The sequence below is a fragment of the Helicobacter canadensis MIT 98-5491 genome (genome assembly GCF_000162575.1).
Lineage (GTDB): Bacteria > Campylobacterota > Campylobacteria > Campylobacterales > Helicobacteraceae > Helicobacter_D > Helicobacter_D canadensis.
The window spans coordinates 1,546,578-1,561,076 of the sequence record NZ_CM000776.2 but is presented as its reverse complement, the minus strand read 5'-3'; the positions used below and the strand labels follow the sequence as shown (position 1 = coordinate 1,561,076).

13 protein-coding genes and 1 tRNA gene are annotated in these 14,499 nt (G+C 33.5%); 6 read left to right on the top strand and 8 right to left on the bottom strand.

The annotated features are described in order from the left end of the window. Positions 1-16: 16 nt before the first annotated feature. Entirely contained in the window at positions 17-907 is an 891-nt protein-coding gene (cas1, locus tag HCAN_RS07715; protein WP_006656553.1) for a type II CRISPR-associated endonuclease Cas1, read from the bottom strand. Beyond that, positions 894-3,920: a type II CRISPR RNA-guided endonuclease Cas9 gene (gene cas9, locus HCAN_RS07710; RefSeq protein ID WP_231232594.1), complete on the bottom strand. Its 3,027-nt coding sequence runs from the start codon at positions 3,918-3,920 to the stop codon at positions 894-896. The genes cas1 and cas9 overlap by 14 nt, the downstream gene beginning before the upstream one ends. A gap of 912 nt (positions 3,921-4,832) precedes the next feature. On the opposite strand from cas9, the gene HCAN_RS07705 reads away from it, so the two are divergent. Further along, on the top strand, positions 4,833-5,471 hold the full coding sequence (locus HCAN_RS07705; RefSeq protein ID WP_006656550.1) for a Crp/Fnr family transcriptional regulator: 639 nt from the start codon (positions 4,833-4,835) through the stop codon (positions 5,469-5,471). Positions 5,472-5,473: 2 nt separating this feature from the next. On the opposite strand, the gene HCAN_RS07700 is transcribed toward HCAN_RS07705, so the two are convergent. The 3 genes from HCAN_RS07700 to HCAN_RS07690 are packed head-to-tail and all read right to left on the bottom strand — an operon-like array spanning position 5,474 to position 7,645. Further along, entirely contained in the window at positions 5,474-6,778 is a 1,305-nt protein-coding gene (locus tag HCAN_RS07700; protein ID WP_006656549.1) for a UDP-N-acetylmuramoyl-L-alanyl-D-glutamate--2,6-diaminopimelate ligase, read from the bottom strand. Further along, on the bottom strand, positions 6,775-7,398 hold the full coding sequence (locus HCAN_RS07695) for a hypothetical protein (protein WP_006656548.1): 624 nt from the start codon (positions 7,396-7,398) through the stop codon (positions 6,775-6,777). Before HCAN_RS07695 ends, HCAN_RS07700 begins: the two co-directional genes overlap by 4 nt. 1 nt (position 7,399) lies before the next feature. Further along, on the bottom strand, positions 7,400-7,645 hold the full coding sequence (locus tag HCAN_RS07690; protein ID WP_006656547.1) for a NifU family protein: 246 nt from the start codon (positions 7,643-7,645) through the stop codon (positions 7,400-7,402). Positions 7,646-7,885: 240 nt separating this feature from the next. On the opposite strand from HCAN_RS07690, the gene HCAN_RS07685 reads away from it, so the two are divergent. The 5 genes from HCAN_RS07685 (at position 7,886) to hemW (ending at position 12,692) form a co-directional block, all read left to right on the top strand. After that, positions 7,886-8,614 (top strand): fumarate reductase cytochrome b subunit, encoded by a 729-nt coding sequence (locus HCAN_RS07685; RefSeq protein ID WP_006656986.1) that lies wholly within the window; start codon positions 7,886-7,888, stop codon positions 8,612-8,614. Between the two features lie 10 nt (positions 8,615-8,624). Further along, entirely contained in the window at positions 8,625-10,598 is a 1,974-nt protein-coding gene (locus HCAN_RS07680; protein ID WP_006656544.1) for a fumarate reductase flavoprotein subunit, read from the top strand. Next, positions 10,595-11,341, top strand: coding sequence for a fumarate reductase iron-sulfur subunit (locus tag HCAN_RS07675; protein ID WP_006656543.1), 747 nt, complete (start codon positions 10,595-10,597; stop codon positions 11,339-11,341). Before HCAN_RS07680 ends, HCAN_RS07675 begins: the two co-directional genes overlap by 4 nt. A 70-nt stretch (positions 11,342-11,411) precedes the next feature. Then, positions 11,412-11,499: transfer RNA gene (locus tag HCAN_RS07670), tRNA-Ser, on the top strand. 131 nt (positions 11,500-11,630) lie between these two features. Continuing rightward, on the top strand, positions 11,631-12,692 hold the full coding sequence (gene hemW / locus HCAN_RS07665; protein WP_006656542.1) for a radical SAM family heme chaperone HemW: 1,062 nt from the start codon (positions 11,631-11,633) through the stop codon (positions 12,690-12,692). Here the strand turns inward: hemW and ribD are convergent. The 3 genes from ribD to rbfA are packed head-to-tail and all read right to left on the bottom strand — an operon-like array spanning position 12,672 to position 14,498. Then, positions 12,672-13,712, bottom strand: coding sequence for a bifunctional diaminohydroxyphosphoribosylaminopyrimidine deaminase/5-amino-6-(5-phosphoribosylamino)uracil reductase RibD (gene ribD, locus HCAN_RS07660; protein ID WP_006656541.1), 1,041 nt, complete (start codon positions 13,710-13,712; stop codon positions 12,672-12,674). The two genes, hemW and ribD, sit on opposite strands and share 21 nt — an antisense overlap. Then, complete coding sequence (locus tag HCAN_RS07655) at positions 13,706-14,137, bottom strand: ribosome maturation factor RimP (RefSeq protein ID WP_006656540.1); 432 nt, start codon at positions 14,135-14,137, stop codon at positions 13,706-13,708. The genes ribD and HCAN_RS07655 overlap by 7 nt, the downstream gene beginning before the upstream one ends. Beyond that, a complete protein-coding gene (gene rbfA, locus HCAN_RS07650) occupies positions 14,127-14,498 on the bottom strand; it encodes a 30S ribosome-binding factor RbfA (RefSeq protein WP_006656539.1) in 372 nt (123 codons plus the stop codon). The genes HCAN_RS07655 and rbfA overlap by 11 nt, the downstream gene beginning before the upstream one ends. Position 14,499: the final 1 nt, after the last annotated feature.

Sequence of the window (14,499 nt, the reverse complement as noted above, 5' to 3'; positions counted from 1 at the left end):
AATTTATCCTTCACCATTAGAATTTAACCTTTATGAGATTTTCATTTTCTAATAAAGCATTTTTAAAATTTTGAACATAGAAATTTATAGCTCTATTTAATGGGTAGGTTTTATTTTCTAATATTACTTCTTTTTGCAATATGTTGATTAGTTTTTGCTTATTTTCTTTGTCTAAAAATTCACAATCTTTTGGGGCTTTTAAATGCAATACATAAAAATCTACCAATGGTCTAAAAACTTCAATTAAATCATCACAAAGATTAAAATCATTATAGATATTATCGTGTTTTATTCCATACCAAGGTAGAAGCCCACTTATACAAACTGCTCTAATAATATTAGCCCTTACAATGGCGTAACCATAATTAAGTGCAAAATTAATAAAACATATCTTTTCTCTTGTAAAGTCTTTTCCAAATAAAGTTTTAAAATATAAAATTGCAGCTTTTGCTTCTGTATTCTTAGCATCATTTAGAGTAACATCTTTTGCTAGTTTAAAAAGATCATTAGATTCTGTTGTGTGATGAGCTTGTCTTAGGATATGGGCTTGATTGGAGATTTTATTTTTGATAATTTTTTGCCATAAAATCGCTTTTCTCTGCAAACTGACTTGTATTTGCATCTTGGCGATTTTTGCACTCATAAAATGTCCTAAAAATGGAGAAAATATCCCATTTATATGATGAAATTCATCACAAGTTAAAAGGATAATTTTATGTTTTGCTAAAGTGCTAAGTAGTTTTGAAGTAAGGGTTGCTTGGAGTGATTCTAATATAATGAAATTAATATCTTTAAGAAAAATTTTGGCTATATTTTTATCTTGTTGAATCACAAGATGTTCAAGTTCAAGGCTCAATTTAACCTTGCTTGAAACCAAAATGCTCTTAAAAGCCTCATCGTAAGCCATGTTTTTTTCTTGGTTGGATATTTTGTCTTGCTTCAGTTCTTGTTTCTTGAATCTCTCCTAGCGGTGTTACCATATATTTTTTAAAGACTTTTAAGCCTTGTATTCCTATACCTCTTACTTCGACATCCCCTTCTTTGGCTTTTGGGAATAGGAGTTTTTGATTTTCTGTTAAATTTTCAAATTTATTGTCGTGTTTTTCTAGGGAGATACTTGCACTTGAAATATCAAAACCATTATAATAAGCAAATTCTGACTCTTGCATTTCCTTTTTTTGAATCAATACCAAATCTCCTTTGTATAAAGAAAAGCAAAATTCATAGGTTTCATCTATGGTTTTCCATTCTTTTTTGATTTTGTCTTTGTCTGTTCCAATGGTAACTACCTTATTGGGTAACACTCCTAAAGCAAAGTCCATTGTGTAGATAGGTATTCCATAGAATTTATTATCCTTTTTGAAAATATCTAGCCTTACCATTCTGTCATTAACGACATATTTTGTCCCTATTTTTCTTACTTTGCCACATTCTAAGGCTCTTTTTAGTCCTTCTTGTGTTTTGTATTCCTCTAAAATATCCTGATAACTATAAAAAGTTTGTTCATGCAATGCACCTTTTGTGTTTTTATTAGGCGGTTTGGAGACAAAGATTGAATCAAGCTTTTCTAGTATCTTGGAGCGATATTTTTCAAATCCAGTAAATTTGGATTGATTTTTGTATTCTTCGCTTGTAAGCTTTTTGGCATACAATTTTGCTTTTAGGATTTCTTGATTTTTCTTAAAGTCTGAAAATGCTTTGATAATGGAGTTTGTGCTATAAGCAATAATGATGGCATCTAAGGCGTGATGAAGGTGGTTGTTTCTATCTTTTTGTGAAAATCCCCAAGCGTGTCTTAGCACAGAAGTAAGCATTCCATTCATAGTTTGCACATGTGTTTTGCTTCCTTTTTCTCCACTTTTTAAGCTTATATCTTCATCATCACTTAGGGGTAAAAACTCTAAATACTCTTTTGTGTATTTAGCAATAAGGGAAGTGGCGTATCTTGTATCATTTAAATTTCTGCTGATAAATTCAATTTGATCTTTGTTTTTAAAATTTTCATCTAAGATTCTGTTTTTCTTTTTGTAGGGAAGTTTTTGAGCTAAGACTTGAATCTTGCTCCATTTTTCTTGATTAGATCCAAAAGCTTCATAAGGGGTTTGATTTAATTTGAGTTGATTCTCTTTTATAAAAACTAAGACTTTGTTGTTATAAGAATCATCATAGCTTCTTGAATAAGGATAAATATGATCGACTTCTAATGCCTTATCTTCTTTTAAATCATCAATGGTAATTTTTTTGCCACTATAGGCACAAATTTCACCTTGTTCTCTCCAAAGTTTGATTTTTAGGATATTTTTTGCATTGGGTTTTAAGCCAAATTCTTTGCAGGTTTTTTCTGCTTTGTCATTGATGTCTTTGTTTTCTTTTTGTTCTTTTTCTATCTTATTTCTTGCTTCTTTGCTTAAACCCGCATCTCTTGCTAACTCAATGTGGATTTTATGCATTTTCCCATATTTTTTTAAAAGCCTATTTAAAACTTTTCTGTATTCACTAATTGCACGATTGACAATAGGATTTGTGAGTTCTTGAGCAAAAATAGAATCACAAAAGGCTGGTAAAAATTCACTTTTTTGATTGCTAGTTTTAGCCTTTAAGCCTAATTCATTACAAGCTTCATCATATCTTTTTCCCTTTTCCATTAAAGGCAGGATTTCATAGAGTGCTTTAAAGCTAAGATTAATATGATCGTTAAAATCAAGTTCTGCAAGAGCGTCAATTTGGTTTTGTGATAGTGCGTATTGTTCTAGTTGTTTTTTGAGTTGATTCTCATCTTTTGTGAGTGTTATGTGTGTTGCAATTTCATCGAGAGTTTTTCTCTCTAAGTTGTGCTCTCCTAATGCTTTTTTAAATTCTTTTAGTTTTTTAAATTCTATTAGATTAGTTTTTTCTACGCCTTCTTTGTCATATTTAAGCCCTTTGAATTTCACTTTTTCATCTAAATTGATCATTTTTCTAAGTTTTGTGTAGCTTAGACTTCCTTTGTCTAGAACTTCCTTTAGAATCTGTGTAATAATTTCATTGGAAAATATTTCTCCTGTGTCTTTTTTGATGCTTTCTAAAGTGTTGATGATTTTTCCTAAGGCAATAAACTCCCAAGCACTATATGAATTCTTACAAGCCCTTTTTTCGTTTTCATAAAAAGTGCAAGATCCTACCAAGTGTGAAAAATCCTTTAGCGGTCTTTGATAAAAAGCTATCTCCAAGACTTCTTTGATAAATGTATCGCTATAGTTATGATAAGCTTGTTGCTTCTCTAAAATCAGCTTCAATTCTTTTTCTAAATCACTTGCTAAAATGGTATTGTAATAAGTTGATTCCATATTGCCTGTTTTTTCGTTTTTCATTGCTTTGTTGCGGATATTTTTGAATTCCTTAGTTCCATCTCTTAGGTTTTCAAAAAGTTCTTTGTAGAAATATTCCCCAGCCGTTTGGTAGTGTTTAATCTTGTTTGAATTTTCTTTTATGGCACTTAAAATAGCACCTTTTTCACTATCTTGTGATGTCTTTTGATTTTTATTCATATAACCACGATGTTTGGCGATGTGTAAAATAACTCTTGCTAAATCTTCTTTGCTAATTGCTTGGCTTAGGGCTTCATATCTTAGTTTATAAATGCTTTCTATCTTTCCTGTATAAGCCTTGGGTAAATTCCCATCTAAGGCTATGTAATCTTCATAGTGCAATCCAAATTCTTTAGAAATAATATGCTTTAAAGAAAGAAGCCGACTTCTTCTCCTCCTTAATCGCACACGACTGCTTCTTGCATTTCTGCGTGGAAGTGCTAGAGATTCTTTGGTTTTTGGATTTTCTGCCTTAGTGAATAGCCTAACACCGCAATCTTTTAGTTCATTGTTTTCTACAAATGCCCAACCAATGGAATTAATACCAATATCAAACCCCAAAACTTTCATTATTAATCCTTTTTTGTTTTGCAATTTCTGTCTTTTTAGATATTAACATAAAATTTAAAAGAAAAAAGCAATTAGGATTATATTTGTTTAAAAGTAATAAAAACTTTGTTGATTTTGCACATTTGATATTTTTGTGTAGTTTGTAGAGTGATTAATTTTATTCTTTGAATGCAAAAGCTATTAAAATATTTTTGATTTAATGGCTATTGCTAATAAAATAAGCTTAAAAGATTCGGTTTTAAAAGGAATTTTAATCCTGCGTGGCTTACCGAAAACCACTTATTTTAGTCCCTTTTTAAATTTCTTTAGAAAAATTTTAGCATATTTTTCACTAATTTTTCTACTTAAATCCCTAAATTTCTTGGTTTTTTAGGTATAAATTTTACCATAAAGAAATTTAAGAAGGGACTAAAACGTAAATTAATGCATTGCTATCGGATTTAAAATTTTACCATAAAGAAATTTAAGAAGGGACTAAAACGTAAATTAATGCATTGCTATCGGATTTAAAATTTTACCATAAAGAAATTTAAGAAGGGACTAAAACCCTTGCAATGCCATTCTAAAAGCAGTTTTTATTTTACCATAAAGAAATTTAAGAAGGGACTAAAACATAGACTTTTTCTACTCTAAGCTCTGTAATATTTTACCATAAAGAAATTTAAGATTTGTATTTTTTAAGATTCTGCTTCTATCAAGTGAAACTTCAAAGATTCTTTATAGCAGTTTTATATCTTTTGATGCTTTTTAGATAAAGACTCATTTAAAATCCATATAAAACTAATAGCCTAAGTCCTTTTTGCTTGGTTGGTTTGTGAATGTGAAATTGATTAGTTTGTCTTTGTTTAACTGTTTAGTGAATTGTAAGGCGAATTTTGACAAAATATAGAATTTCAAAGTCTCTAAAGGGAAAATTTGCAACAAACAATATTGGAATTAATGGAAAAATGGGAAGTCTCCAAAGAAGATAGGGAGATTTATTGCAAGAGAGTTTATTCTAAGAGTTTCGCAAAAGGACAGAGAATCGCTAGTGGAGAAGATGAGTGTCGCGGGTTAGTTTTGATTGAATATGGCGCACTTAGGGCTTATATTATTTCTTCTTATGCAAAAGAAATTAATCTTTTTACACTCCATAAGGGCGATTATTGCATTCTTTCGGCTTCTTGTATTTTTAAAAATATCACTTTTGAAGTGAATTTAGAATTTGTAGAGACTTCTAGCGTGTGGATTCTGCCTAGTAAAGTATTTGATCAATTGAGCTTAAAATACCCTAAGGCAAAGCAATTTCACTTGGATTTGGTGTCGCAGAGATTAAGCAAGGTAGTTGATTCGCTTAGTTCTTTGGCTTTTGAATCTTTAAATCAAAGAGTCTTTAACTTTTTGCTTGATGCACTTAAAGCTAATGGGGATAATAAAAAGAGACTTTATATCACGCACGGAGAAATTGCCAATGCACTAGGAAGTGCTAGAGAGGCTGTTTCAAGAGTTTTAAAAGATTTAGAAAAGCAAAATAAAATTATCTTAAAACGCGGAATTATAGAGTTTTTGGATTAGTCTTATTTGGCTTTGAGCGCTTTTTTTATCTCTTCTGAATCATCAAAGTGTAAGGTGCGATCACCAATAATTTGATAAGTTTCATCGCCTTTTCCAAGCACAAGCAGCACTTCATCTTCTTTGAGTTCGGCAATGGCTTTTTGGATAGCCAAAGCACGATTTTCTTCTAAAATAACTCTTGAGCGTTTGCTTTGTGGGATTCCACTTAGAATCTCTTGCATAATGGTTTTTGGATCTTCATTGCGTGGATTATCGCTTGTGATATAAATTTTTTGTGCGTATTTACTTGCACAAAATCCCATTTTTGGGCGTTTTGTTTTGTCCCTATCGCCACCTGCTCCAAAAAGTACTGCGATTTTTTGATGTAGAAAAGATTGAAAAATTTGCTCCATTCCATCTTCGGTGTGTGCAAAATCAACGACAATAAGAGGCTTTTGGTTGATAATTTGCATACGCCCCATAACTCCCCCAAAATTTTCTAATTGATTGGCAATTTCTTGCAGGGGTTTTTGGGTTAGCATTTGCACTGCGCCAATGGCGGCAAGTGCATTATAGAGATTGTGCTTGCCAAGGAGTGGCGAATCCAAAGTGGCTACTTGGCTACCATAGGTTATTTGTGCGGTGATTCCACCTTTTAGGCTATAGGCTTTGATGCTAAAAGTGGAGGTTGATTCGATTCCATAAGTCAGGGTATTTTGTAGTGGATATTGGGCGTTTTTTTCATCTTTGTTGATAAGTTTTTTGTCATTTGGGTTGCTAAAAAAGGAGTTTTTAGTTGCGATATAATTTTCTAGGGTTTTGTGATAATCTAAATGATCGCTTGTGATATTAGTTAGGATTTTTAGTGCAAACTCTAAGCCCTCGATTCGGTTTTGGGTAATAGCGTGGGAGCTTACTTCCATAACAAAAAATTCACAACCCTCTTGTTTGGCTTCATTGATAGCAGTGTAAATTTCTAGTGTGGAGGGAGTTGTAAGCCCTTTTGGGCGTTTTTGGATTCCATTAATAAAAAATCCTCGCGTTCCAAGCAAACCAACTTTATAGCCCATATCTAAAAGGATAGAATAAATCATTGCAGCGGTGGTAGTTTTTCCGTTTGTTCCTGTGATGCCAATGCATTGCAAATTTAATTTTAAATAGCTTGATAATTCTTTAGGGGTAACAAAAAACTTACAGCCTTTTTCTTGAGCTTCTTTGAGATATTTTTTGGAGCTTTGTGTAACAAAAAAGGCACAATCTTTAGAGACTTCTCTTGAATCATCGCTTAAAAATTTAAAATCTTTAGAATCCTCTAACACAATTTTCATTGATAATCTCCTGTTTTAAGAATCTGTTTGTAGATTCTTAGAAAATCTTTATCCAAAAAGAGAATATTGCCAATATTTTCAAAATAATTCATTGCAACTTCTTTGAAGCCATAATCAACGAGATTTTGCATAAAAAATAAAAAATCGCCTTTGTGTGTAAAAATAATTTTCGTGCTAAACATTAAATCTTCAAAAGCTTCTTTGAAACCAATATCATCAGCTATTTTTTGAAAATCCTTATACAAGATTCCGTCATTTTTATCAATATCAGATTCTTGAATACTTTGAATGGCAAGATTAAGTGCAAAAATATTCTTGTCAAAATTTTCTATCATTGTAATAATTTCTTGTTGTGCATTGGGAGTTTTGGAATCTTTAATAATTTGGTAATAATCAAATAAACTTGTTGCTTCATCTTTATGGTCTAATGCCATATCAGCTAACATTGTCAGCATTTGTAAAAAAACTTTATTTTTGGCAATAAAACTAGGATTATCTTGAATTTCAGAGAGAATCCCACTAGCTAAAGAACAAAATCCTAGGCATTCTGGATATTTTCCTTTTTTAAAAGATTCTTGAGCTTTTTTTAAATATTTTGAGCATTGTTGGGTTAAGCGCATATTAGCCTACATTAATTAATTCAATATCGGGATGAATTTCATTTTTTAGCGCACTCTCAATCCCAAATTTAAGTGTTTTTGAGCTGCTTGGACAGCCTTTACAAGCACCTTCTAAACGCACATAAACTTTACCATTTTCAATTTTAAGCAAAGTTACATTTCCGCCATCATTAATAAGCATCGGACGAACTTTGTCAATCACAATTTCTACTGGCTTTAATAATTTTTGATCGCTAAAGGGAAGCATTTTTTCTCCTAAGTAATTTTTAATCTCTTTATATTCTATAAAAACTTAATCTTTTATTAGTTTTAAGCAAGAGTGATACTTTTTGTTTGATTTGTGATTGAAGCATTTTTGCAAATTCATAAAAAGTAAAATATTTATGGAATTTTTTCATTTTTTGTTTTATAATTAGTTAGGTTTATAAAATAAGGGGCGGTTGTGCTTGTTGGCACTTGGCATATTCACTACTTTTAGGAGGATTTTATGCAAAATGATGAAGTCGTTATTCAAAGTTATCTTAAAATAACTTCAGAAAGAAAAAAAAGAAAGAATCCGGCGCGTTGGGATAAATGGCAAAGTATCACAGGTCTAGTTTTGGCGGTGTTTATCTTGTTTCATATGTGTTTTACATCGTCGATTCTTTTTGGGGTTGAAGCATTTGATGCGGTAGTTGCTTTTAGCGAAGGATCTTTGATTTTTGGAAAAGGTATTCCTATAATCACTACTTTTGTTGTGATTATAATTAGTGCATTTTTTGTAACACACGCCTTTTTGGCAATGAGAAAATTCCCAGCGAATTTTCAACAACTTATGCTTTTTAAAACACATAAAAGCTTAATGAAACATTGCGATACAACACTTTGGTGGATTCAATTTCTCACAGGCTTTATTTTGTTTTTCTTGGGAAGTGCGCATTTAGTAACTATTTTATTTAATTCTACAGAAATTAATGCGATTAATTCAGCAGCAAGATTTGTTCAAGGTAATTTAGCAGAGTTTTATCTTGTTTTGCTTGTGGTTATGGTTTTGCACGCAAGTATTGGATTGTATCGCGTGATTATCAAATGGGTTCCACTTGAAGCGCCAACAACAGCACAAAGCAATATCAAAAGACGCAACATTAAAATTGCGATATTTTCAATTTTTATTATTCTTGGAGTTATTGCTTTTATCGCGGATTTCACTTGGATTGCGCTTGGAAAAAGTTTATAGGAGTTTTTAGATGAAAATAATATATTGTGATTCATTGGTAATTGGCGGAGGATTAGCTGGACTTAGATCTGCAGTTGCCTGTCAAGAAAGAGGTTTGAGTACTATTGTTTTAAGTCTTGTCCCTGTTAAGCGAAGCCATTCTGCCGCAGCACAAGGGGGTATGCAAGCTAGTCTTGGTAACTCAAAAATGAGTGATGGAGATAATGAAGACTTACATTTTGCAGACACGGTAAAAGGAAGCGATTGGGGTTGTGATCAAAAGGTAGCAAGAATGTTTGTAACCACTGCACCAAAAGCCATTCGGCAATTAGCTGCTTGGGGGGTGCCTTGGACAAGAATTAAAAAAGGCGATAGAACCGCAGTTATTAACGCACAAAAAACAACTATTACAGAAGAAGAATTCCGCCATGGATTAATCCATTCAAGAGATTTTGGTGGAACTAAAAAATGGAGAACTTGCTACACAGCTGATGCTACAGGGCATTCAATGTTATTTGCTGTAGCTAATGAAGCTTTGAAACATAATGTTGATATTCACGATAGAAAAGAAGCGATTGCTATTATCCATAAAGATGGTAGATGCTATGGAGCAATCGTGAGAGATCTTATTACTGGAGAACTCATTGCCTATGTTTCAAGAGGAACGCTGATTGCAACAGGTGGATATGGTAGAATCTATAAAGACACAACTAACGCAGTAATCTGCGAAGGAACAGGAAGTGCCATAGCGCTTGAAACAGGGATTGCAAAGCTTGGTAATATGGAAGCAGTGCAATTTCACCCAACAGGACTTTTCCCAAGTGGAATCTTATTAACCGAAGGTTGCCGTGGAGATGGTGGAGTATTGCGTGATGTGGATGGATACCGCTTTATGCCAGATTATGAGCCTGAGAAAAAAGAACTTGCAAGTCGCGATGTGGTTGCTCGAAGAATGCTCCAAAGAATACGCGAAGGTAAGGGTGTAAAATCTCCTTATGGCGAACATTTATGGCTAGATATTTCTATTTTGGGTAGAAAGCATATTGAAACTAATCTAAGAGATGTAAAAGAGATTTGTGAATGTTTTGCAGGTATTGATCCAGCCGAAAAATGGGCTCCAGTTAAGCCAATGCAACATTATTGTATGGGTGGAATCCGCACTAATCATAAGGGAGAAAGTGCTTTAAAAGGGCTTTTTTCTGCGGGAGAAGCAGCTTGTTGGGATTTACACGGATTTAACCGATTAGGCGGAAACTCGGTGAGTGAAGCGGTGGTGAGCGGTATGATTATTGGAGATTATTTTGCAGAGAGTTGTCAGCAAACTTATGTGGATATTCAAACAGAATTTGTTGAAGAATTTTTGAAAAAACAACAAGCTTACCTTGAATCAATTTTGGCAAGAGAAAATGGAGAAAATGTTTTTGAAATTAAAGACAAAATGAAACAAATTATGGGTGATAAAGTTGGTATTTTCCGAGATGGATCGCATTTGCAAGAAGCTGTTAATGAATTAGAAAAACTTTATATTCGCTCTAAAAACATTAGCATTAAAACTAAGAGAATGCACGCTAATCCAGAATTAGAAGAAGCTTATCGTGTGCCAAAAATGTTAAAAATCGCACTTTGTGTTGCAAAAGGTGCTTTAGATAGGACAGAATCTAGAGGAGCACATAGCCGAGAAGATTTTCCAAAACGCGATGATTTGAATTGGCTTAAGAGAACTTTGACTTCTTGGGAAAATCCTGATCAAACTTTGCCAACCGTTACTTATGAGCCATTAGATATTGCCACAATGGAAATTGCACCAGGATTCCGTGGATATGGAGCCAAGGGAATGATTATTGAAAATCCAGAGAGTTTGAGACGACAAGAAGAAATCGACAATATCCGCACAAAAATGGAAGCAGAAGGCAAAGATCGCTATGAGATTCAAGAGGCATTAATGCCATTTGAATTGCAACCATATTACAAAGCACGCAATCAAAGAATAGGAGATAAACAATGAGTGGAGCAGTAGAAAGTAGCAACAGAACCTTAACTATTCGGGTTTTGAAATTTAATCCAAATAGTGCAGTTTCAAAACCACATTTTGCAGAATACAAATTGCAAGAAGCACATTCGATGACAATTTTCATTGTCTTAAATATGATTAGAGAGCAATATGATCCTGATTTGAGTTTTGATTTTGTTTGTCGTGCAGGTATTTGTGGAAGTTGTGGAATGATGATAAATGGTCGCCCTAGACTTGCTTGTAGAACCTTGACAAAAGATTTTCCAGATGGCGTAATCACACTTATGCCACTCCCTGCTTTTAAACTTATCAAAGATTTATCGGTGGATACAGGAAATTGGTTTAATGGTATGAGCAAACGCGTTGAGAGTTGGATTCACGCACAAGAAAAAAGTGAAGAACATATGAGTCAGATTGAAGATCGTGTTGAGCCAGAAGTAGCACAAGAGATTTTTGAGCTTGATCGATGTATTGAATGTGGTTGTTGTATTGCCGCGTGTGGAACAAAGCTAATGCGTGAAGATTTTGTGGGTGCGGCAGGATTAAATCGCGTGGTGCGTTTTATGCTTGATCCACACGATCAACGCACCGATGCGGATTATTACGAGCTAGTGGGAGATGATAATGGCGTGTTTGGTTGTATGAGCTTACTTGCATGCCACGATGTTTGCCCTAAAAATCTACCCTTACAAAGTAAGATTGCTTACTTGCGTAGAAAAATGGCAACAACTAAATAACTTTTAGAATCCCTTTGTGGGATTCAATGCTTTCTTATTTTTAATAGTGTAAAATTCTGCTTTTATTTTTAGAGAGGTGTCCGAGTGGTTGAAGGAGCACGCCTGGAACGCGTGTAAGGTGCAAGCCTTCGAGGGTTCGAATCCCTTCCTCTCTGCCATTACTGCAACACTATCATTTTCATATATTTTTACATTTTTAATATTAATATTTTTATTTTGAAACTTAACCAAGTGATATTGAGTGAAATTGTGGTGATGAAATTTTTAATATGATGCTTTAGGAATATATTTGGAAGTCGCAGTTTATTTGCACATTCCTTTTTGTGATAGCAAATGTGGATATTGTGCGTTTAATTCAAAAACAAATAAAAATCATCTCAAAGAGCAATATATGCAGACACTTGTTAGGGATTTGCAGAATAAGTTGCTTCATTTTGGTGTTTCTAAAGTTACTTCTCTTTATATTGGCGGAGGCACTCCAAGCGTGGTAGAATCGCGCCAATATCGTAGCATTTTTAAGATTCTAGAGCCTTATTTCACTCAAGATATAGAGATTAATATTGAAGCTAATCCTAATTCACTAAGCTTAGAGTGGATTAGAGAATTAAAACAAATGGGGGTTAATCGCTTAAGTCTTGGAGTGCAGAGTTTTTTTGTTGATAAATTACGATTTTTGGAGCGTAATCATAGAGTAGATTCTGTGTTTGAAGCTATTGATAATGCAACCAAAGTGGGCTTAGAGAATCTTAGTATTGATTTAATTTATGGGACACCTTTTTGCAATCAAGATCTTTTAAAACAAGAAATACAAATGGCTTCCAAGTTGCCTATTAATCATATTTCTGCCTATCAACTAAGCATTGATGAGGGAAGCCGATTTTTTACCCAAAAGAAACAAGAATTTAGTGGCGAGTTTGCAGGATTTGCAAGTATGGGGCATTTTGTAAGAGAGGAATTAAGACAGGCAGGATTCTTGCAATATGAAGTGAGTAATTATTCACGCGGTTATCAATCTAAACATAATTTAGCTTATTGGGAACAAAAGGATTATTTGGGCGTTGGAGCAGGGGGTGTGGGTTGCATAGCGGGTGTGAGAAGCTATGGAGTTTGTGGGATTGAAGATTATTTAAAAGGGGCGGAATATACGCAAGAGACTTTAAGTCAAAGGGATTTAGACTTAGAGCATTTGTTTCTTGGATTTCGATCTTGTATTGGGGTGCTAGAGGATAGAATTACCAAAAAAAAGGAATTAGAGATTTTATTAAAAGAAAAAAAGGTTGAAAAAAGGGCAGGGAGAATCTATGCTAAGGATTATTTTTTAGGGGATGAATTAGCACTCTTTCTTTGGTAAAAGCCATAGGGCTAGATCATTTCTGATTGGCTGACTATGAAGGAGTTTAAAATTTGCATTGAAATGAGGTGCTAGATCATAGGTGGATAGAGTAGGGCTTAAAAAGACAAGTAACATATCTATTTGAGGTAGGAGGTTTTGGAGAAGATTTATTCCCCCCTCACACATTATAAAGCCTGAAAAATTTGGAATAGAATGTAGTATTCTAACTTGGCGATTTGGGATAGAAAAAAGTGGCGCAGTCTGAGGAAAATCGTTTTTGCGTGTAAGAATGGTTATATTGGGATTTTTTTGGCTTTGTAGGGAATTGAAACGCGAATCAAGTATTGGGTTATCAATTAACACACTTTTACCTGAAATAACGAGTTCATCAAGTTTGCAACGCAGATTATGCATAAAAATTTGTGTTTCTTTGGAGCTAATTTGCCCTCCATTGATACTGCCATTTAATCTACAGGCGTATTTAAAAAGTATAAAATTCCCTTTTTTTTGTAAGGAATTAAAGGGTAACAATAAATCATTAGCTAAAATTGAGCTTTTTTGAAGTTCTTTATTTTCCCAAGCTTTGATAATTTTACATCCCCTTTGTTGTAAATATTCTGCTCCACCCTGTGCTTTTGGGTTAGGATCTTTTGTGCCAATAATAAGTTTTTTAATTCCTAATGATTCTAGTAGTGCGGCACACGAGGGCGTTTTGCCTTCGTGCATGCAGGGTTCTAAAGTAACATAAAGAGTGGCATTATGGAATAAGCTATGAGCTTTTTGTTTTAAATATTCGTGTATTTGAATGGATTGTTCTAAAGGGAGTATATTGGAATCTTGTGTGAGATTAAAGTAAGCCTCTTTAAGCGCTAAGACTTCAGCGTGAGGCTTTCCTGCTTCTTGGTGTGCTTGTAGGGCTAGAATCCTGCCATTATGATCTAAGATTAAAGCACCAACAGCTGGATTGGGTAGGGTTTGGCATTGAGTTTTCCAAGCCTCCTTGATAGCAAGTTCTAAATAAAAATTATCATCTACCATATAAAATAAGTTTGCGCTTTTTTAATAGAATCAAGGGGAATGATGATGTTATTTTCAAGTTCGAGATTGTCGCTATTGACAGCTAAAAGCTTACCTTTAAACTCTTCTTTAGCAAAAGTTTTTACTTTTAGTAATTCTCCAATGGCATCGCAGTAATGTTCTTTGGTTTTTAATGTGCGTTCAATACCTGGAGAACTCACTTCTAAAAAATAACTTTTTGATTCAGGGATTTCAACATCCAAAAGTGGTGAAAGTGCAAGGCTAATTTCTTGACAATCATCAAGGCTAACTGATGATTTTTTGGTTACAAAAATGCGTAGAATTTGATTATCATTTTCTTTGAGTGTTACAATATCATAGAGTTTGCAATCAAAACTTTCAACAAGTTTTTGAATTTTTGTTTGTAGATCTTGGCTAATTAACATCATTCTTCCTTTTTTCTTTTTCTAGAGCGATGGTATGAAAGATTTGATCAAGGCGGTTCTCTTTCTCTAAAGAATCATCAAAAAAGAATTGAAAATCAGGACATCTAAACCAACCCGTCTCTTCTAGGCAATATTCTTTGATAAGACTTCTAGCTTTTTTGAGTTGATTGAGTATTTCTGTTTGTTCTTTTTTGGTTAAAAAAGAGGATTCCAAGAAAACTTGGGCAGAATATTTACCCTTAGAGCATTTTACTTCAATCACATTTAGCGAATTAAGTCGCGTGTCATTGAGATTGGCTAGTGCCATTGGAATTAATTCTTTTAAAAGCGATTGAGTGCGCTCTAATTTAATATTTTTCATT

What these genes read in the sequence shown, in the direction of transcription:
- cas1 (WP_006656553.1), bottom strand. Translation starts at nt 907, where the DNA reads ATGGCTTACGATGAGGCTTTTAAGAGCATTTTGGTTTCAAGCAAGGTT.
- HCAN_RS07700 (WP_006656549.1), bottom strand. Translation starts at nt 6,778, where the DNA reads ATGAAAATTGTGTTAGAGGATTCTAAAGATTTTAAATTTTTAAGCGAT.
- HCAN_RS07695 (WP_006656548.1), bottom strand. Translation starts at nt 7,398, where the DNA reads ATGCGCTTAACCCAACAATGCTCAAAATATTTAAAAAAAGCTCAAGAA.
- HCAN_RS07690 (WP_006656547.1), bottom strand. Translation starts at nt 7,645, where the DNA reads ATGCTTCCCTTTAGCGATCAAAAATTATTAAAGCCAGTAGAAATTGTG.
- HCAN_RS07685 (WP_006656986.1), top strand. Translation starts at nt 7,886, where the DNA reads ATGCAAAATGATGAAGTCGTTATTCAAAGTTATCTTAAAATAACTTCA.
- HCAN_RS07680 (WP_006656544.1), top strand. Translation starts at nt 8,625, where the DNA reads ATGAAAATAATATATTGTGATTCATTGGTAATTGGCGGAGGATTAGCT.
- HCAN_RS07675 (WP_006656543.1), top strand. Translation starts at nt 10,595, where the DNA reads ATGAGTGGAGCAGTAGAAAGTAGCAACAGAACCTTAACTATTCGGGTT.
- ribD (WP_006656541.1), bottom strand. Translation starts at nt 13,712, where the DNA reads ATGGTAGATGATAATTTTTATTTAGAACTTGCTATCAAGGAGGCTTGG.
- HCAN_RS07655 (WP_006656540.1), bottom strand. Translation starts at nt 14,137, where the DNA reads ATGTTAATTAGCCAAGATCTACAAACAAAAATTCAAAAACTTGTTGAA.
- rbfA (WP_006656539.1), bottom strand. Translation starts at nt 14,498, where the DNA reads ATGAAAAATATTAAATTAGAGCGCACTCAATCGCTTTTAAAAGAATTA.